This is a genomic window from Amaricoccus sp. (genome assembly GCF_017993425.1).
Lineage (GTDB): Bacteria > Pseudomonadota > Alphaproteobacteria > Rhodobacterales > Rhodobacteraceae > Amaricoccus.
This window is the reverse complement of record NZ_JAGOMQ010000060.1, coordinates 1-16,889: the sequence shown is the minus strand read 5'-3', so window position 1 is coordinate 16,889 and position 16,889 is coordinate 1. Positions and strand designations below refer to the sequence as shown.

Annotated in this window: 23 protein-coding genes; 4 read left to right on the top strand and 19 right to left on the bottom strand. The window is 70.4% G+C overall.

The features are described from left to right. The first annotated feature begins 248 nt into the window (after positions 1-248). The 3 genes from KBB57_RS18650 (at position 249) to KBB57_RS18640 (ending at position 1,655) form a co-directional block, all read left to right on the top strand. Positions 249-629, top strand: a complete 381-nt coding sequence (locus KBB57_RS18650; protein ID WP_290753525.1) for a hypothetical protein — start codon at positions 249-251, stop codon at positions 627-629. A gap of 100 nt (positions 630-729) precedes the next feature. Beyond that, complete coding sequence (locus tag KBB57_RS18645; protein ID WP_290753529.1) at positions 730-1,455, top strand: DUF3489 domain-containing protein; 726 nt, start codon at positions 730-732, stop codon at positions 1,453-1,455. Further along, entirely contained in the window at positions 1,452-1,655 is a 204-nt protein-coding gene (locus KBB57_RS18640; RefSeq protein ID WP_290753520.1) for a hypothetical protein, read from the top strand. The genes KBB57_RS18645 and KBB57_RS18640 overlap by 4 nt, the downstream gene beginning before the upstream one ends. 127 nt (positions 1,656-1,782) lie before the next feature. On the opposite strand, the gene KBB57_RS18635 is transcribed toward KBB57_RS18640, so the two are convergent. Both KBB57_RS18635 and KBB57_RS18630 read right to left on the bottom strand, forming a co-directional pair. Beyond that, the gene (locus KBB57_RS18635) at positions 1,783-2,565 is read right to left on the bottom strand and encodes a hypothetical protein (protein ID WP_367272721.1); all 783 of its coding nucleotides are present in this window, start codon (positions 2,563-2,565) and stop codon (positions 1,783-1,785) included. Positions 2,566-2,571: 6 nt separating this feature from the next. Then, positions 2,572-3,939, bottom strand: coding sequence for a ParB N-terminal domain-containing protein (locus KBB57_RS18630; protein WP_290753518.1), 1,368 nt, complete (start codon positions 3,937-3,939; stop codon positions 2,572-2,574). A 521-nt stretch (positions 3,940-4,460) separates the two neighbouring features. Here KBB57_RS18630 and KBB57_RS18625 point away from each other — a divergent pair. Continuing rightward, positions 4,461-4,919, top strand: a complete 459-nt coding sequence (locus KBB57_RS18625; protein WP_290753516.1) for a metallophosphoesterase family protein — start codon at positions 4,461-4,463, stop codon at positions 4,917-4,919. 17 nt (positions 4,920-4,936) lie between these two features. On the opposite strand, the gene KBB57_RS18620 is transcribed toward KBB57_RS18625, so the two are convergent. From KBB57_RS18620 to KBB57_RS18540, 17 genes are all read right to left on the bottom strand, one after another. Continuing rightward, positions 4,937-5,362 (bottom strand): DUF6362 family protein, encoded by a 426-nt coding sequence (locus KBB57_RS18620; protein ID WP_290753514.1) that lies wholly within the window; start codon positions 5,360-5,362, stop codon positions 4,937-4,939. Continuing rightward, positions 5,355-5,546 (bottom strand): hypothetical protein, encoded by a 192-nt coding sequence (locus KBB57_RS18615; protein ID WP_290753527.1) that lies wholly within the window; start codon positions 5,544-5,546, stop codon positions 5,355-5,357. The genes KBB57_RS18620 and KBB57_RS18615 overlap by 8 nt, the downstream gene beginning before the upstream one ends. A gap of 5 nt (positions 5,547-5,551) precedes the next feature. After that, the gene (locus tag KBB57_RS18610) at positions 5,552-5,794 is read right to left on the bottom strand and encodes a DUF6378 domain-containing protein (protein WP_290753512.1); all 243 of its coding nucleotides are present in this window, start codon (positions 5,792-5,794) and stop codon (positions 5,552-5,554) included. Positions 5,795-5,805: 11 nt separating this feature from the next. Continuing rightward, positions 5,806-6,342 carry a hypothetical protein gene (locus tag KBB57_RS18605; RefSeq protein WP_290753510.1) on the bottom strand — a complete coding sequence of 179 codons (537 nt, stop codon included), beginning with the start codon at positions 6,340-6,342 and terminating at the stop codon, positions 5,806-5,808. A gap of 467 nt (positions 6,343-6,809) precedes the next feature. After that, positions 6,810-9,389: a VapE domain-containing protein gene (locus tag KBB57_RS18600; protein ID WP_290753508.1), complete on the bottom strand. Its 2,580-nt coding sequence runs from the start codon at positions 9,387-9,389 to the stop codon at positions 6,810-6,812. Positions 9,390-9,399: 10 nt separating this feature from the next. Next, entirely contained in the window at positions 9,400-10,719 is a 1,320-nt protein-coding gene (locus KBB57_RS18595; protein ID WP_290753506.1) for an ATP-dependent RecD-like DNA helicase, read from the bottom strand. After that, complete coding sequence (locus KBB57_RS18590; protein ID WP_290753505.1) at positions 10,716-11,465, bottom strand: hypothetical protein; 750 nt, start codon at positions 11,463-11,465, stop codon at positions 10,716-10,718. The genes KBB57_RS18595 and KBB57_RS18590 overlap by 4 nt, the downstream gene beginning before the upstream one ends. Continuing rightward, on the bottom strand, positions 11,462-12,259 hold the full coding sequence (locus KBB57_RS18585) for a hypothetical protein (protein WP_290753504.1): 798 nt from the start codon (positions 12,257-12,259) through the stop codon (positions 11,462-11,464). The genes KBB57_RS18590 and KBB57_RS18585 overlap by 4 nt, the downstream gene beginning before the upstream one ends. Beyond that, positions 12,256-12,678 (bottom strand): HNH endonuclease signature motif containing protein, encoded by a 423-nt coding sequence (locus tag KBB57_RS18580; RefSeq protein ID WP_290753503.1) that lies wholly within the window; start codon positions 12,676-12,678, stop codon positions 12,256-12,258. Before KBB57_RS18580 ends, KBB57_RS18585 begins: the two co-directional genes overlap by 4 nt. 16 nt (positions 12,679-12,694) lie before the next feature. After that, positions 12,695-12,922, bottom strand: a complete 228-nt coding sequence (locus KBB57_RS18575; protein WP_290753502.1) for a DUF6511 domain-containing protein — start codon at positions 12,920-12,922, stop codon at positions 12,695-12,697. Positions 12,923-13,062: 140 nt separating this feature from the next. Further along, a complete protein-coding gene (locus KBB57_RS18570; RefSeq protein WP_290753501.1) occupies positions 13,063-13,290 on the bottom strand; it encodes a hypothetical protein in 228 nt (75 codons plus the stop codon). Between the two features lie 7 nt (positions 13,291-13,297). After that, positions 13,298-14,011, bottom strand: coding sequence for a hypothetical protein (locus KBB57_RS18565; RefSeq protein ID WP_290753500.1), 714 nt, complete (start codon positions 14,009-14,011; stop codon positions 13,298-13,300). A 25-nt stretch (positions 14,012-14,036) separates the two neighbouring features. Next, positions 14,037-14,897, bottom strand: coding sequence for an ATP-binding protein (locus tag KBB57_RS18560; RefSeq protein WP_290753499.1), 861 nt, complete (start codon positions 14,895-14,897; stop codon positions 14,037-14,039). Between the two features lie 106 nt (positions 14,898-15,003). Continuing rightward, positions 15,004-15,444 carry a hypothetical protein gene (locus KBB57_RS18555; protein WP_290753497.1) on the bottom strand — a complete coding sequence of 147 codons (441 nt, stop codon included), beginning with the start codon at positions 15,442-15,444 and terminating at the stop codon, positions 15,004-15,006. Positions 15,445-15,489: 45 nt separating this feature from the next. After that, a complete protein-coding gene (locus tag KBB57_RS18550) occupies positions 15,490-15,867 on the bottom strand; it encodes a hypothetical protein (protein WP_290753496.1) in 378 nt (125 codons plus the stop codon). Further along, on the bottom strand, positions 15,867-16,094 hold the full coding sequence (locus KBB57_RS18545) for a helix-turn-helix domain-containing protein (protein ID WP_290753495.1): 228 nt from the start codon (positions 16,092-16,094) through the stop codon (positions 15,867-15,869). The genes KBB57_RS18550 and KBB57_RS18545 overlap by 1 nt, the downstream gene beginning before the upstream one ends. 295 nt (positions 16,095-16,389) lie before the next feature. Then, entirely contained in the window at positions 16,390-16,776 is a 387-nt protein-coding gene (locus KBB57_RS18540; protein WP_290753493.1) for a hypothetical protein, read from the bottom strand. Positions 16,777-16,889: the final 113 nt, after the last annotated feature.

Here is a 16,889-nt window from a genome sequence, read left to right as displayed (position 1 = left end):
CCCAGAGACGGGCCTGACGCGCCTGCGCCGTAGGATAGCTCCCGCGCGTCAGGCCCGTCTCTCTAACTGGACAAGGGGGTTAAAATTGGACGCCGATCGGGGGTCGAGTTTGCGCGCCGATTGACACGCGCTCGCTCATGCCCTGCATCGCGGCCTCGAATTAGCAATGATATGATCCACTTATCCGCTTGGATTGTTCGCGGAACCGAGCATGTGTGGTGTCAAGCAGACGCCAACCGGAGACCACGATGACCATCACCATCCTGCCCAGCGCCAACCTCGAATGGGGCTTCTGGGGCACCATCAGCCGCATCGAGAACGACCCCGCCGCCGACCCCGCCAAGGCATGGGCGAACGCCTCCCGCCGGATCGCCGAGGTCACCACCGCCTCGCCCGAGGGAGTGCGCGACTTCCTCGACTCCCGCCACGGCCGCCACTTCGCCGACGACGTCGCGGGCGAGCTCGTCCGCGGCGACACGCTCAAGGAAGCGATCGACACCGCCATCGCCCGCTGGATGGGCTGGCGCATCGACCGCAGGACCAGCCGCGAGACCGGGATCCCGAAGGGGCTCCCCTACCTGACCGGCTTCGCCAACCACTACGCGATCATGGCCGAGCTTCCCTACTGATCGCGGCCCTTCCGCCTCCGCCGCGCACCCACGGGCAAGCGCGGCTCGGGGTCGTAGAAGGTCCGGGATGGTCCCGGCCTCGTGGCAAGGGAACCACCCGATGACCAAGCTCTCCGACACCCAGTCGATCATCCTCTCCGCCGCGGCGCAGCGCGCCGACGGCAACGTGCTGCCGCTGCCCGGCTCGCTGCGCGGCGGCGCCGCCAGTAAGGTGGTGGCCGCGCTGCTCTCCCGCGGGCTGATCCGCGAGGAGATCACCGACAGCCCGCGCAAGGCCGACGCGGCGATGAACCGGGTCTGGCGCAACCTCCCCGAGCCGGACAGCCGCGGGGTCCTGCTCTTCATGACCGCCGCCGGCGCTGACGCGATCGGCATCGAGTTGCCCGTGACGCCGGACGAGCCGCAGGCCGCGACGGCGCCAGTCGAGCCCGGCGCCGTCCCCTACGCCTTCAACGAGGGCACGAACTCGGCGGGCGAGCCGGCCGCGGGCGCGCCCACGGGCGCCGACGAGGCGCCGGTCGAGGCGACCCTGAAGCGCCGGGGCCGGCTGAAGACGACCGCGCCCACGGGCGCGGACGTCGCGCCTGCGCCGAAGACCCGCGGCGGCACCAAGCAGGCGCAGCTGATCGCGATGCTCCGCCGCAAGGAGGGCGCCACCATCGCTCAGATCGTCGAGGCCCTCGCGTGGGCGCCTCACACGATTCGCGGAGCCTTCGCCGGGGCGCTGAAGAAGAAGCTCGGGCTTACCGTCACCTCCGAGAAGGTCGAGGGAACCCGCGTCTACCGCATCTCGGACGACCCGGCGACGCAGGAGGCGGGGCTTTGAGCCCCGCCGACCGCACGGACCCGCGGCATCGCATCCTCGCGATCGCGCTGCAGCTGGCGGCATACCCGCCGGCGCGCAAGCACGAGCAAGTCTACGAGGCGCGCGTGCCATGGCGCCTCATCACCGAGCTGCGTGCCGCGCTCGACGACGGCGGGGTGGACTGGCGCGCGGCCTGCCTCGCGCTCAGGGAGCCCGAGTGATCATGGCGCTCTTCCGGGTTCACGCCTACGACTGTGAGCACCACGCCACGCTGATCGTCGAGACCGACGTCCGGGAGCGGGCCGGCGTGGTCGCCTCCGAGTTCGTGGCCGCGATGCACCTCGGCTACTACCCGGCGGACCATTCGCAGCGCTGGCCCGACCTCGTCCGCATCGAGACCGCGACTTCGTGGTTCGACGCCGACGCGCCTTTCCCGCCGGTCGTCGAGAGCATCGAGGCGATCGATCCCGACCCGCCCGGCGCGGCCTGAACAGCGCCGCGAAGACCCGCCGCCTGCGAGGGCGGCGGTTCCCGTTCAGGCGCCGCCCACTGCTCCGCCATCGCCGCGGCGATGCCCGGATAGGTCCGGCTCCGGTTCCGCCAGCGCTCGGGCCCCGGCGGCTCGCGATGCACCCGCGCATCCCGGCCGGCGACGATCGACGTCGGCACGAGCCGCGGCAGTCCCTTCAGCCACAGGCAGGTCGCCTTCGTTTCCGGGTGCCCGAACCCCCACGGCTGGATCGTCTGCGACGGCGCCGGGATGTCGAAGAGCCGCCGCACGTGCCCGAGCATGATCGGGTTCTCGACCGCGATCCGCGGGATCGGCGCCCGCAGCATCGCGAGGAAGAACGCCGCGGCGTGCCCGAGGTTGGCCCAGCGGTCGCCGGCGGCGCCGTTCTCCCGGCGGCACCCGAGGTAGAGATGCTTGGCGCCGCTGTTCGCCAGGAACGTGCAGGGCGGGTGCGCGATCAGCAGATCCCAGCCGTCGTGCAGGATGGCCCGCACGTCGCCGACGACGTGCGGGCCTGGCCGCTCGCTCGGCAGCAGGTCGCAGGACACCGCGTCGTGGCCGCGCGCCCGGAAGGCATCGCGGACCACTCCCGAGAACTCGCAGGCAACGAGGATGCGCATGGGGCTTCACGCAGCGGCGGACTTGCGCCGGCGGGCGGGCTTCGCCTCGGCGGTGGCTTCCGAGTCGCCCTCCGATGCGTCCGCGCCCAGCCGCTCCGCCTTCACCGCGGCGAAGCCGCGGCCGTCGCCGTCGAGCACCGCGTCGCGCCCGGTCTCCGCCTGCCAGCGCTCCACCGCCACGTCGACGTAGGCCGGGCTGATCTCCATCGCGAACGCCCGCCGCCCGGTCGCCTCGCCGGCCATGATCTGCGAGCCGGAACCCGAGAACGGCTCGTAGCAGATGCCGCCGCGCGCCACGTGCTGGCGCATCGGGATCGCGAAGCAGTCGAGCGGCTTCGGCGTCGGGTGGTCGGGGCGCTCCTCGCCGGCGAGGCTCGGGATCACCCATGTGGACGCCAGCGTCTCGTCGGCGACCTTCGGCGGCCGGTGCGGCCTCACCCAGCCCATGAAGCAGGGCTCGTGCTTCCAGAGGTAGTGCGAGCGGGTGAGGACGCCGCGGTCCTTCACCCAGATGATCTGCTGGTGCACGAAGGCGCCCGCCTTCTCCCAGCAGGCCTCCAGCATCGCCTGGCGCCGCGAGGCATGCCAGCAGTACCAGGCGGCGTCCTCGGCGATCGCCTCGGACACGGCGGCGGCGATGAACCCGTCATAGAGCTCGGCGCCCTGCGAGCTGTCGTCCCAGGTGACGCCGTAGCTCGGCGACCAGTCCTTGTTGCGGGTCGGATGGTTCGAGCCGTCGTAGTCGACGAGGTAGGGTGGATCGGTCGCGAACAGCGCCGCCCGCTCGCCGTTCATCAGCCGCCGCACGTCGGCGGCACTCGTGCTGTCGCCGCAGAGCAGCCGGTGGTCGCCGAGGATCCAGAGATCGCCGGTCCGCGACGCCGGGTTGCGCGGCGGCTCGGGCACCACGACCGGGGGAACGCTCGGCCCCTCCGTGGTCTCGCCGCCGCCGACGTCCATGGCGAGCAGCTGGTCGAGCTCTGCGTCGGAGAAGCCGGTGAGCGACAGGTCGAAGTCGTCGGCCGCCAGCGCCTGCAGCTCGGCAGCGAGCAGCGCCTCGTCCCATGCCCCGAGTTCGGTCAGTTTGTTGTCGCTGATGCGGTACGCCTGCCGCTCTTCCTTGGTCAGGTGGTCGAGCACGATCACCGGCGCTTCGGTCAGGCCGAGCTCGGCGGCGGCGAGGATGCGGCCGTGGCCAGCGATCACCTCGCCGTCGCTCCCGACCAGCACCGGGTTCGTCCAGCCGAACTTCGCCATGGAGGCGGCGATCTTCGCGACCTGGTCCGCCCCGTGGGTCTTCGCGTTCCGGGCATAGGGCTTCAGGCGCTCGAGCGGCCACTGCTCGATGCGCTCCGGAGCGAAGCTCAGGGTCATGGTCGGCACCTTGTGGGCAGGACGGCGGAGGCCGGGTGGACTCCCGAGGGTGGACTCCGCGCTGGATTCCACTGGGTCCGGTGGACTCCTTCAGGGGTCCAGCGGAAGCCACCCCCGGAAGGGTGGAAGTCTTTGTTTTGTCGAAGGTATCAGGCGAGCCGGCGGATTCCGGATTCCGGGTGGCTTCCCAAAATTTCGCGGCTGTCGCTGGCGAACTGTCGCGCTTCGCCCGCCAGCATACGATTTCCTCCGGAAAGGAACCGTACAATCAGCGGGTTAGAGCGCGACGCTCACAGTTTGCTTCAGGCGATTGGTAGGCAAAGGCAGCGCGAGAACCGATCTCCGATCCGTCGCCGTCTCCGTCCCTCAGCCTCCCGCGCCGCGCTCGCACATTTCCGAGCATGATCCGTTTCTACGGCGTTTCGCCTTCGAAGTGAATCCCTCCCGGTGTCTCAACTCTCGATGTCTCACGAAGACGATTTCGCTTGACAGAGGGCGGGCGGACTGGGCGCGGAGCGACGATGCGGATTGGCGTCATCTCCGACACTCATGGGCTGCTGCGACCCGAGGCGCTAGCGCGGCTCGCCGGCGTCGCGCACATCATCCACGCCGGCGACATCGGCAGCCCGGAGATCGTGCCGCGGCTGGCGGAGATCGCACCGCTCACCGCGATCCGCGGCAACGTCGACACGCAGCCGTGGGCCCGGGCATTCGCGCCGTGGGAGGTAGTGACGCTCGCGGGTCGCACGCTCTACGTCATCCACGACCGCGGGGAGCTGAACCTCGACCCCGTCGCCGCCGGCTTCGGCATGGTCGTGTCGGGCCATTCGCACCAGCCGACGATCGAGACCGCGGATGGCGTGGTCTACCTCAATCCCGGTAGCGCCGGTCCGCGCCGCTTCCGCTTGCCGGTCACGCTGGCGACGGTCGACCTGACCGCCACGGCGATCCGGCCGGAGATCCACGACCTCGTCGTCTGACCTCCAGCCGGCCCGCGTCATCCGGCGCGCGCGACCACGAACCGCCGCCCGCGGCGATGGTGGACCTGCCGGCCGTTAAGCCGCCAGGCGATGACGCTGAGCGCGTAGTCATAGCGCCGGTGCGCGGTGGGGCGGCTGATACCGAACCGATAGCAGAGATGCTTCCACGGCGTGCCTTCGACGCGCGCCCACATCAGATGGGACTCGTCGCGCTCGAGGAAGCGGTTCCAGGTGATCGTCTCCTCCATGCGGCTAATGGCGGCGGGGCTGGGCGGAGGTCGGCGCATCGGCACTGGGTGCGCGCCCACCCGGTCCCCGAAGCTGCGCAGGATCTCGGGCCAGGTGCTGAAGTAGCCGCTGAGGCGAACCGGCGGCAGCTGCTTCAGCACGTCGGCGGCCTCGACGATCCGCTCCTCGACCATGTCGCGCGTCCACTCAGCCATGGGCGGCCTCCGGGCGCTTCCCGTAAAGCCGCTCGCCGAGCTGGCGGACGAGTTCGCGCTCCGGCCAGCTCAACCGCTGGTCGTCGACCGCGACCGCCAGCACACCCTGCTCGCGCCAGCCGTCCCGCTTGACCTCGTCGGGGCTGCGGCGCTCACCGCCGTAGCCGCGGGCGTGGAAACGCATCGCGGTCACGGCCGCACCTCCTGCAGCACGGCGGCATAGCCGGCGACGTCGAGGATCGAGTCCGCGTGCGCCGGATCGTGGCCGAGCCGCGCGAGCTTCAGGTCGATCAGGCAGAGGACCACCTGCGCCGGCGTCACCGGACGTCCGAGGGTGACCGACCAGCGGGCGGCGACGGCCGCCATCGACGCGGCCGGATCGCCGTAGGCGCGACGCCGCTGGCCAACCACCCGCGCTGCCTGCCGCAGCATCGCCTCGCCCCTCAACGCACACCGCCGCGGGTGTCGAGCGCCCAGATGAGGATCGCCAGCGCGTCCGCCTCATTGTCGTCGGTGGGGTTGAAGCCACGCGCACGGGCGGCGGCAATCATCGCCGGCTTCCCGGCGTTGCCCTGACCGGTGGCGTGGCGCTTGATCGTGCCGACCGGCACGCCCTGATAGGGCACGCCGCGGAGTTCGGCCCACGCGGTCAGCGTCGCCATCAGACCGCCATAGACGTGGGCGGCGTCGGTGCCCGCATGTCGCCTGACCTCTTCGTACCAGATCGCCGCGATCGGTCCGCTCAGCTGGTCGAGCGCGATCAGCCAGTTGGTGAAGCGCAGATAGCGCATGCCGCCGCCGTCGTAGCGGCTGGGGCGGAACGACACCGTGCCGCTGGCGATCAGGCCGTCGTGCGTGCGCAGCGCCCAGCCGGTCGTGGTCCCGAGGTCGAGGGCGAGGATGGCCTGATCCGAAGCCGCGCACTCAAGCGCGCGGTTGGCGTCGATCGGCGGCGCCAGGGCCGTTGAGAGGTTCTGCATGGTGAAGGCTCACGGATCGTGGGCCTTCGGCTTTGGTCGCCACAAGATGTAGCTACCGCCCGCCCTCATCGCAACCGAAAAGGGATGCCGACAGCGCCCGCCCGACGCGATTGTCCCGCGTGTCCCTACCTCGGCCCGGTGTCTCTACCTTTCAATAAGGTAGGGCCACGGATTTTGCATATTTATCAATGCATTAACCTGCCGTGTCCCTACCTCGCGACTTTCGACGGATTTCTACTCTTTTCATATAGGGAACGTATATCGACCGATATTCATGTTCCCACACGAAAGGTAGGGAAATAGGTAGGGACACGGCCACGAGGTGGGGACACCGTTGTTTTTGCTTCGAGTTTTCGTGTCCTCACCTGAGGGCCAGGTAGGGTCACCGACAGCAGGTGGGGACACCGAAAACGAAGACGCGCGGCAGGTTTGCCGCGCGCCGGTGAAACAAGAGCGGATCGACTGGATTACTCGGGGTCGCGTTTGAACCGCCACTCGCGTGGGGCCTTGCGACCACCTTCTTGTCGATGGCGGTACCGTACCCAGCCCTTGGCCCTGAGATAAGCGCCCACCCTCATCTGGTCACCCTTGGTCCAGCGGGCCGGTTCGATGCCGATCGCCTGCTCGAGGATCTCGCCGATGGAGACATCGACGAGTGGTGCAACGCGCAGGACGGTTTCCTTCACGGGCGGCTCGTAACCCGGATATCCGCCGCCGGTCGTCCGCACCTCGTTAGACAGCCAGCGCTCGATGAGATCATCCCAGGCGTCGGCCTGGTAACGCTTCTCCTGCTCGGACGTGGCGGCGGCGATGAGCTCGGGCGTGTCCAGCCACCAGATCGCACCGGCTCGGAACCGGGCGACCGCCTCGGCCCAGAGCTGGTCGCGATCGCGGGCGAGTGCTTCGATGTCGATCGTGCCGCAGCGGACCGGCCAGAAGCGGCGGTTGCCGGTCTCGTCGCGCAGATAGGTGTCGGGGTTCACGGTGCCGGCGAAGACGCACTGGCGCGGCACCTCGATGGTGTAGCGGCCGTAGGGCGGGCGAAACCGGTCGGTGGTGCGGGAGAGGAACGCCTTGATGCGCGAGACCTCGGCCTTGGAGATGGCGTCGAGCTCGGCGATCTCGATGATCCAGACGCCCTGCATGTGCATGGCGGCGTCCTTGGTGCCGAGGTCGGGCAGCTCGTCGGTGAACCAGTCCTCGCCGGCGAGGATCTTCAATGCGGTGGACTTGCGTGCGCCCTGCGGGCCCTCGAGCACCAGCATGTGGTCGGCCTTGACGCCGGGTCGGAAGATGCGCGCGACCGCGGAGATCAGCCAGAGTGCGCCGGCCGATCGGTTGAACGCGGTGTCCGCGGCGCCGAGGTAGCGGCAGGTCCAGGTCTCGATGCGCGGCACGCCATCCCAGGCAAGCGCACCAAGATGGTCGCGCACCGGATGCACGGTGATCTCGTGCGCCACGGCGGCGACGCTGCGGCTGACGGTCATCGGGGTCACGTTCAACTCGCGGCGCTGCAGCCATTCCGCCGCGCGCACATCGTCGCCATCGGTCCAAGGGCGAGGCGCGGTCTCGTCGGACGCGTCCCAGGGCAGGGGGCGGGTCACGAGAATCTCCTGGCGGAATTCGTCGAACACGATGGCGCCGGCGAAGGCCTCGTCGCAGCCGAGCGCGGTGATGACGTTGGCCTCGTTGCGCTCGGGCTGGCCGGCGAGATCGAGCCGGAGCTTGTGTGACCAGGCCGGACGGATCACGCGATGGCTGAGGTCGCCGGTCGTGTTCAGCCGGCGGCGCAGCTCGGCGATCTGCTTGTCGAGCACGGCAACCGCAATACCCGTCCGGGCCTTGATGCGCGCAAGCACCTGCCGCTCGGGCAGCGGGTCGAGCCGGGCGAGGACGACGCGCCCGAGAAGCATGCCGAGCGCGGTCACGTCGGGCGGATTGGTCAGCGCCTCCGCCGCGGCTTGGAGCTCGGCATCGAGTGTGGCGACGTTCGAATCGTCCGCCGTGGAGACTGGCCCCGACGCGTCGATGGCGAGCACCTCGTCCGAACCGCCCGACGCCAGCGCGTAGTCCGAGGCGGCGGCGCCGCGCTTGAGGTCGTCGTTGAAGTCGTCGCCATGCAGCGGCGTGACGGTCCGGTTCGGGATGTCGGCGTCGTTCAGCCGATCCGCGAGGCCGGCGGCGGCCTGGCGGCCGGCGCCCCCGGCGTCGGCGAAGATCGTCACCTCGGTGACGCCGGCCGGCCAGCGCCAGCGGCGGACGCCATCGGCGGCGAGCGCGGCCCAGACGGGCACCCCGAACATCGACTGCGCCGCGAGCGCCGTCTCGATCCCCTCGGCGATGCCGAGGTGACCATCGGCGCCGAGCGGGAACAGCCGCACCGCGCCGTCCCCGACCGAGCCCAGCATCTTCCTGTCCGCGGGCGCCTTGCCCGACCCGTCGTCGAGCAGGAACGTGCGGTGGATGCCGCCGACCGGTGCGCCATCGGCGCCGCGCGGGACCGCCACCATGCCGGGCCACCCCCGTGCGCCATCGTAGTCGGTCAGGTCGGGGTGGTAGAGCAGGTCAGACGCGGCCGGGTCAGAGAGACCGCGGCTCCGAAGGTAGGTCTCGGCGGGGCTGCCGGCGAGGGGCAGGCAGCCGTCGAGGATGCGGCGGACCTCCAGTGTGTGGTCGACCTTCGGGCGGGCCTGCCGGGGCGGCGCCGGGCGGTCCATGCGCGCCAGCCGGGCCGCCTCCTCGAAGAGCGCGGCGTCGGTCAGCCCGGTGCCGTGATAGATCAGGTCGATCGGCCCGGCGCGCTCGCCGGTCGAGAAGTCGAAGCCCCAGCCCGCATAGGGCCCGTCGAGATGGATGACGCAGGAGCCCTCCTTGCGCGGCGGCCGCCCCGAGAGGTCGGCGCAGCGCAGGGTTCGCCGGTCGGGCGACAGCCGCGCCTGTGCGAACAGGTCGGGCAGCCAGTCGGGGGCGGTCGCCGCCAGCTGCGCCTTGACCGCGCCGAGGTCGATGCGCGGCGGCGGCGTCCAGACGTCGTTCAGGTCGATCACGTTCCGGCCCTCAGGCGAGGATGACCAGGCCCTGCTCGGCCCGGGTGATGGCGGTGTAGAGCCAGCGGCGGCGATCGAGCTCGCTGCGCCCGAGCCCGTCGTCCCAGACGATCACGTTCTCCCACTGCGAGCCCTGCGCCTTGTGGGCGGTGATCGCCCAGCCGAAGGTGGCCTCGGTCAGCTGCTTCTTCTGCTTCCAGTCGCGGTCGTGGCGCTCGCGGTTGAAATCGAGGTGGTCCTCGAAGTGCCCCTTGTAGATCCGGAGCCGCCCCGACCTGCCGTGTGCATCGGGCGGCTGGACCAGCGCGCCGTCCTCAGCCCGGACCACCGCCGAGAAGTAGAGGCTCCCCTCGTCGACGACGTCCTCGAGGGTGAGGAACATGCCGTTGATCAGCCCGATGTCGTTCTGGTTCTTCAGGCAGATGATCTTCTCGCCCGGGCCGGAGGGGAGCATGCCCGCGCCATACCCAGCGGCCGCGCGCATGGCGTTGTTGAGCTGGAGGCGGGTCGCGTTCATGCCGCAGATCAGCTGCCCCGAGCGCAGCGCCTGGCTCGGCGTCACGTCGCCCTTGCGCATCTTGGCGACGGAGCGGTCATACTCGCCGAAGCCGATCGGCTCGCCCTGCCGCGCCATGGTGGCGAGGCGGATGATGGCGCTCTCCGCCGCCTGGCGGTGGATCTCGGTCAGCATCACGTCGGGGGCGTCGCGGGTGAAGGCGCCTTCGCCCTTGATCGGCGGCAGCTGCCCGGGGTCGCCGAGCACCAGGATCGGCTTGCCGAAGCTCATCAGGTCGCGGGCCATCTCCTCGCCGACCATCGACACCTCGTCGAGCACGATGAGCTTCGCGTCCGCCGCGTCGCTCTGCGGATTCAGCGCGAAGCGCGGCTTCTTCATCTGGCTGAGCGCCTGGCGCATCGCCTCGATGCCGGCCTCCGCGGCGGTGCGCTCGAAGCCGGCCAGGCTGCGGACGCCGGCCTCGGCCTCGCGCACCTTCTTCGCCGCGGCCTCGACCTCCTCCTCGGTCGCCTCGAGCACGCTGTAGATCAGGCTGTGGATGGTGCGCGCCGGCGTGCCCTTGTTCTTCAGCACGTAGGCGGCCTTGCCGGTGAAGGTGGCGGTGACGACACCGGGCACGCAGCCGCCGTCGCGCTCGCCCTGGTGCGGCGAGAGCCCGAGCTCGTCGAGGGCGAAGCGCAGCACCGTGCTCTTTCCGGAGCCGGCATAGCCGAACATGCGGAAGACCTGGCTCTCGGCGGTGCGGTTCTCGAACCAGTCCTTGATCGCGCGGATCGCCGCGGCCTGGGCGGCGGATGGAGTGAAGTCGGTCATGCCGCGCGGGCTCCTATGATGTAGTCCTTGATCACGCCGCCGCGTTCGAGATCGCCCACCTCGCAGGTGCGCACGAAGACGCGCCGCCCGTCGCCGAGCTGGCGCCAATGGCCGCGTCTGACGTGCCACCGGGGGCTGGCGTGGGTTCCGCCTTGCGGTGTCGTCGTCCTGACCAGCCGCTCCGGGGCGATCTCGACCTGATGCCAGGTCCAGCCGCGGATGCCGGCGCCGGCAAGCTTCGGGCGGTGCACCTTCGAGACGGTCTGCTCGATCGTCGTCCCAACCTCGGCGAGGATCGTCAGAGACCGCCAGACCATGCCGGTCAGGCACCGGACGTAGGGGTCTTCTTCGGTGAGCGGTTCGCCGCGCGGGTTGCCGACGACCTCGGCCCAGCCGGCTTCCCGGAACGACGCCCGCGCGAGAACGTCGGTCCACCGCCGACATGCGCGCAGCCGAGTGAGCAGGACGGCCTCGATGCCGGCCTCCGTCTCCCAGGCGTAGACGACGAGGGCGCGGCGGTCCTCCCCGCGATCCTTCACCTCGAAGATCACCCGCCGGTGCGGCAGCTGCAGTGGCCCGGCCGCCAGGCGTCGACCGGCGACTTCGACCTCATCGGAGTCGAACGTCTCCTGGTCGGTGAAGTGGTAGACGGGGGCGGCGATCAGCCCGCGCAAATCCTCGCCGCACCAGAAACGCGGCCAGTGCCGCGCGACGCGGCGCTTCAGGTCGTAGGCCTCGGGGATCATGCGGCGGCTCCCCAGCAGCGGTCCTGCCAGGCGCAGGCGCCGTGCCACTCGCCGGCGCTCCTGCCGCCGCGGCAGAGGACCGAGGTGCGCTCCTGCGCCACGCGCGGCAGCAGCTCCTCCGCCTCGCTGGCCCGCACCACTTCGACGGCCCGGTCGCTCATCGTCTGCGCGAGGCCGGCGTCGAACGGGACGAGCTCGCTATAAAGCTCCATGGTGTCGCGGTTGAGCGCGGTGAAGAGCGCCGGGTTGGGGAGCTCGAGGTAGGCCTGGTAGAGCGCGATCTGCGCCGCGTAGACCGGCTTCGACAGCGTGAGGCCGCGCTTCACCACGTCCTTCCAGGACGATGCGCCGAGGGCCTTGTTCTCCCAGAGCGCGGGGTAGGCGAGCGGCACCGGCCCGGCCACGAGGCAGCCGTCGATGTGACCCTTGAACCGGCCGCCGAGGGCGGAGAAGCCGAACTGCCGCCCGTCGGTGCGCTCGGTCCTTAGGTCGAAGCCCGCGAGCCGCAGCCATCCGGCGACGATGTCCTCGCCGCGGTGGCCGGCCTCGAAGATGCGCAAGGTGCGCGGCTCGAAGTCGCGGCCCTCGTCCTTCGGCACCGCAAGGTAGTCGTACTGGATCTGGCGCAGGCAGGCGCGGCCGAGCCCGGAGGTGCTGACGTAGGTGCGCGGGGACTGTTCATTCTGACGGGCCAGCAGCGCCCGGTCGATCGCTGCGCCGATTAGCGCGGTGGTGGCGGGCAGCGCGACCGCACCGTCGTACTGGCAGCCGGAGTTGTGGTTCAGGTCGATCATCCGGCGGCCCTCGCACGTCGCGCCTTCGCGACAGGGCTGTCCTCGCCCGTGCGGCTGCGGCAGTAGGTCAGGAACCCGGGGGCGTTCAGATTCTCCTTCTGGGTTCCCCAGGCGAGGTTGTCGGCTCCGTTGTTGGCCGCGTTCTCGTCGAGGTGCATCACCACGGCGTTCTCGAAAGGCGCCGGTCCGTGGAACGCCTCGGCGACGAGGCGGGCGACCTTGTAGGTGTGTCCGCGGATGCCGACGATGAAGCGGCCGTCCTGCTTGTTCCAGACGCCGAACGTAGGAGTGCCACCGTAGGGACGCTCGCCGCCTCTCGGCATGCTGCCGCGATAGGGGATCATCATGATCCGGCCCTCGCTGCTCGCCAGCACGTCGGGGAGGCTGGGGACGTCATGCCAGATTTCTCCGGAAGTCATGGTCTTGTTCTTCATCCTAAAATGGCAGGGGGTCGTCGTAGGTGGTGCCGGTGCGCTCGATCTGGGCCGCCTGGCGCTGCATGCTCTCGACGTAGCCGGTGACGGCGGCCTCGATCAGCTGGTCGATCTCCGCGGGGCTGCGGTCGAAGAACGGCGTCATCAGCCCGAGCGCGGTCAGGGCTTCCGCGAAATCCTGGCGGGCGTCCTTCAGCGCCTGGGTCTCGCGGGCGGTCTTGTCGATCATTCCGTTGGTCCTTGTGGCGATCGCGGCGCCGATGTCCTGGCAGCGGCGCGAGCAGAAGCGGTGATAGGGGTGCTCCGCGCGGCGCGGCGGGCGGCGGTAGCCGAAGCCCCGCGCCTCGCGGAGGCAGATCGCGCAGAGCGCTATCCCAGCAAGAGACGCGACAGGTCCGCGCTGTCCTCGGGCTGGGCCCGGATGCGCTCCGAGCCCAAGAGGACGAAGCGGCAGATCGCCGCCGAGGCCATCGACTCGAGGTCCGCGAGCGTGAGCGCCGACACCGGGACCGCGAGCTTTCCACGTCCTTCGAGCCATCTGCCGATCTCCCTTGCGGCCTCGCGGGTGACGAAGGCCTGCCACTCGTCCGCGGTCATGTGCGGGTCAGCCCTTCAGCCAGGCGGGGGTCCCGGTCGGCGCCGGCGCGGCGGCCGGCGTCGTGGCGGGGGCGGCAGACGGCGCCGGCGCGGCCCACCCGGTCTTGCCGGCCTCCGGCGCCGGGCTCGCCCAGGCGGGGGTGGTGACGGCGGCCTCGACCTTGCGCGGTTTTGCGTTGACCGGCTCGGGCGGCACGCTCTCGCCGCGCAGCACGGCGGCGTGCTGCGGCTCGTCCGGGGTCACCACGTTGGCGAGCTTGTTCGCGTCCTTGTAGTTCGCGTTCGACGCCGGCTCGACCATGATGCGGGCGACGAAGACGATGCCGTCGAGCTGCCTCAGCCCCTGGATCACCCGCTTCGCCTTGGCACCCGCGCTCTCGTCCTTGGGGTCGAGCCCGAGCGCGCTGTCGATCATCGCCCGGAACGCGCTCTTGGCGATGTTCCAGCCCTTCGACTGACCCTTCTCGTCGACCTTGCCGCCGGCGACGGTGAAGGTCTGCCAGAACTTGCGCCGGGCGAAGGGGCCTTCGACCACGGTGAACTCGCAGTCGAGGAGCTTCGCGTCGCTGGAGTTCGAGGCCTTGAGCACGCCGGCATCGGCCGGGGTTGCGCCGTTCAGGCCGCCGGGGCGGATGGTCATCCTGACCCGCGCGAAGGTGCCGTCGGGGATCAGCTCGCCGACCGGCGGGAGCTGCGGCTGGGCGTCGTTGAGGTCGTACATGGGGAGTGCCTTTCAGGGGTGGGGGTCAGAAGGTGGACGCCGCGCGCGGCGTGGTGGCGCCGGCGTTGATCTTGGCGAGCAGCCGGCCGAGGTCGGGCGGCTCGGTCATGTCGAGGCGGCCGGAGCGGTCCTTGGCGGGCAGGCCGTAGGGATTGCCGGCGCGGCAGACGAGGCGGCGCTCGGTGGATCGCTCGTCGAGCGCCCAGGCGCCCTCGGCGTCCTTTGAGAAGAGGTGCATCGAGACCACCTGGTCGACGATGCCGGGCAGCTCGCGGGCAGCCTTGGTGCCCTCCATTTGCGGCTGCCAGGTGACCGTGCCGAACTCGTCGGTGACCTTCTCCAGCACCCCGACGAAGATCACGGTCTTGCCGGGCGCATGCTGCAGGTGCTTCAGCGCCTGGATCACCTCGCGGCCGAGGAGGCCGTAGGCGCCGCGCACGTCCGGCTTGCCGCTGCGCTCGGAGATGGCCTCCGGCTGCTGCCTCGCATAGAGCATCGCCTGCCGGGTCAGGTCGGTGATCGAGTCGACGAAAACGATCGACTTCGTGGCGAGGAACGCTTCGATGCCGCTGTCGCGGTGGGCCGCGCGCACATGCTCGAAGTGGGGCGCGCTGTACCAGGAGGCGGCGTCCTGCGCCGGGTCGGCGCCGCCGATCAGCACCGCGAGGTCGCGGAAGTCGGCGAAGCTGCGGACCGGGATGCTCGCCCCCTTCCAGTCCTGCACCGACTTGAGGCCAGCCTCGAGGTCGAGGCAGACGGTGTCGTCCTCGGGCAGCGTCGTAAGCAGCGTGGTCTTGCCGATGCCCGGCGGGCCGAAGATGGCGAACGAGGTCTTGTTCGAGGCGGCCGACAGTCTCTCGTCGGCGCTGATGATGCGAAGGGCCATGGGGACTCCAGGGTGTGGGGAAAGGGACGACGAGCGACGGGGCGTGACCGGGCGCCGAAGGGGAGCCTGCCCGCCCTCGCGGTACGGGCTGCCCCGCCGCCCGCCCTCAGCGCTCCTCCCGGAGCGTCAGCCGATAGGTGGGCTTGCCGGCCTTCACGGTGCGCGCCCGCTCGAAGGCGGTGCGGATGTGGCGCGGCCAGGCGGCGTAATTGCGCTCGGAGACCCGGTAGACCGTGTCGACAAATTCTGCCGGGTTCTCGTCCTCGGCACGGATCGCCGCCACCAGCGTGGCCAGCTCTTCCTGGTCCCACTCGACCCGCTTCGGCAGGTCGGCGACCACCGTGACCTCGCCGTCCTCGATGCGGACGGTGCCGGCGTCCTTGCCCTCAGTGCGGCGGGCGGCGGTGGCACGATCGCCATAGCGGAGCGCGATGGCGCCGTTCAGCCAGTCGGCGAGGTGGCGGGCTGCCTTCGCGGCCTCTTCGACGTCCTCCTGCAGGAGCGCGAGCATCGGCGCGGGAAGCGCGGCGATCTCGCCGATCGGCATGGTTCGGATGTCCCCGAGCTGGGGACGATTGGCTGGGGCGTTCACTTACGCGGCCTCCTCGGTGATGGTCAGGGTTGCGAAATCGGGGAGCGCGCCCTTGGCACGAGGCCGGGCGACGGCGAGGTAGCTGTAGTCCTCCGCCCCGTGGCGGAGCTGGACGAGGTGCACGAGCCCGCGCTCGGCGAGGTCGTGGGCGCGGCTGCCGAGCTGCGCGAGCGCGGCTCGGGCGGGGGTGTCGCCGAAGCGGCCGAAGGTGGTGCGGTCGAGCGCGAGATAGCCGCGGTGGTACTCGAGGATCGCGCCCGGCTCGGCCTGCGCGATCCAGGCGCAGAGCTCGATCTCGGTGAGCCGCAGCTTCGGCGAGCGAGGGCGCCCGGTGGACTTCGTCGCGCGGGGCTTGGTGCGGGGGACCACTGCGATCATCACGCCGCTCCCGCCAGGCTCGACTGCACTCGCGCCCCGCCGTCGGCGGTGCTTGCACGCAGCTGGTTCCGCTCGTAGGCCTCGACGTCCGCGAGCCGGTAGCGCACCTGGCCGCCGACCTTCAGGTACTGCGGCCCCTGGCCAAGCCACCGCCAGCGTTCCAGTGTGCGGGGGCTGATGTTCCAGCGGTCGGCGAGGGCCCCTTGGGTCAGATGCTCCTGTTCCACGTTGATCTCCCGTGCGTCGGCGTCACGGGAGAGAGTGCAACGGGATGAAACTGGATGTCGTCGGACATGGCGGCCCCCGCAGGGGCGACGCGCCAGGGCGAAAAAGTCGAGTCGGATCAAGCCGGGGGGAGACGCTGTCTCCCCCTTGTCTCCCCTCTGTCTCCCCTCGCGTCTGCCCCTGCCGCCGGAGCGCGCCGCGAATCACCCCTCCCTGGGGCGGGCACCGCGAATCAAAAAGCCCGCCGTTCGGCGGGCTCGGAGGGAAAGAACTGAGGGGCGAGGCGCCCGGGGGCGCTCAGGCCGCGCGTTGGCGTGTCATCGTAAGTGCGAGACGATAGAGACCACAGCCGTTCCCCTCGACCAGGTCCCGCCACTCCGGGCGGCGCTTGAAGAGGTCGCCGAGCTTGAGCGAGTGCGAGCCGACCGCGGCGAGCACCGCCTTGCCGGACTGCCAGGGGCACCCGCTCAGTGCTGCGTCGTGGAGGAAGCGCAGCACCTTGGCCTGGGTCGGCGTGAAGCGATATCGGCGGCCGTGGTGCCAGAAATCGGTGAAATCTCCGAAGTCAGTGGTCTCGACGCGCAGGGTCGGCAACACCTCCGCCTCGAACCGGCGACGCTCGTCTTCCCGAACCAGCAGGTCGCGCGGCCGCACGGCGACGACCTCCTCGTTGTGGATCGGCATGGAATGTTGACCCCCTGAGCGGGAGGATCGGCGTCCAAAATTGACCCCCCTTCGCCCGCGGTGGCGCGGACACTGCCCGTCCATGTTGGCGGATGGGCGGGAGGGGGATGAAG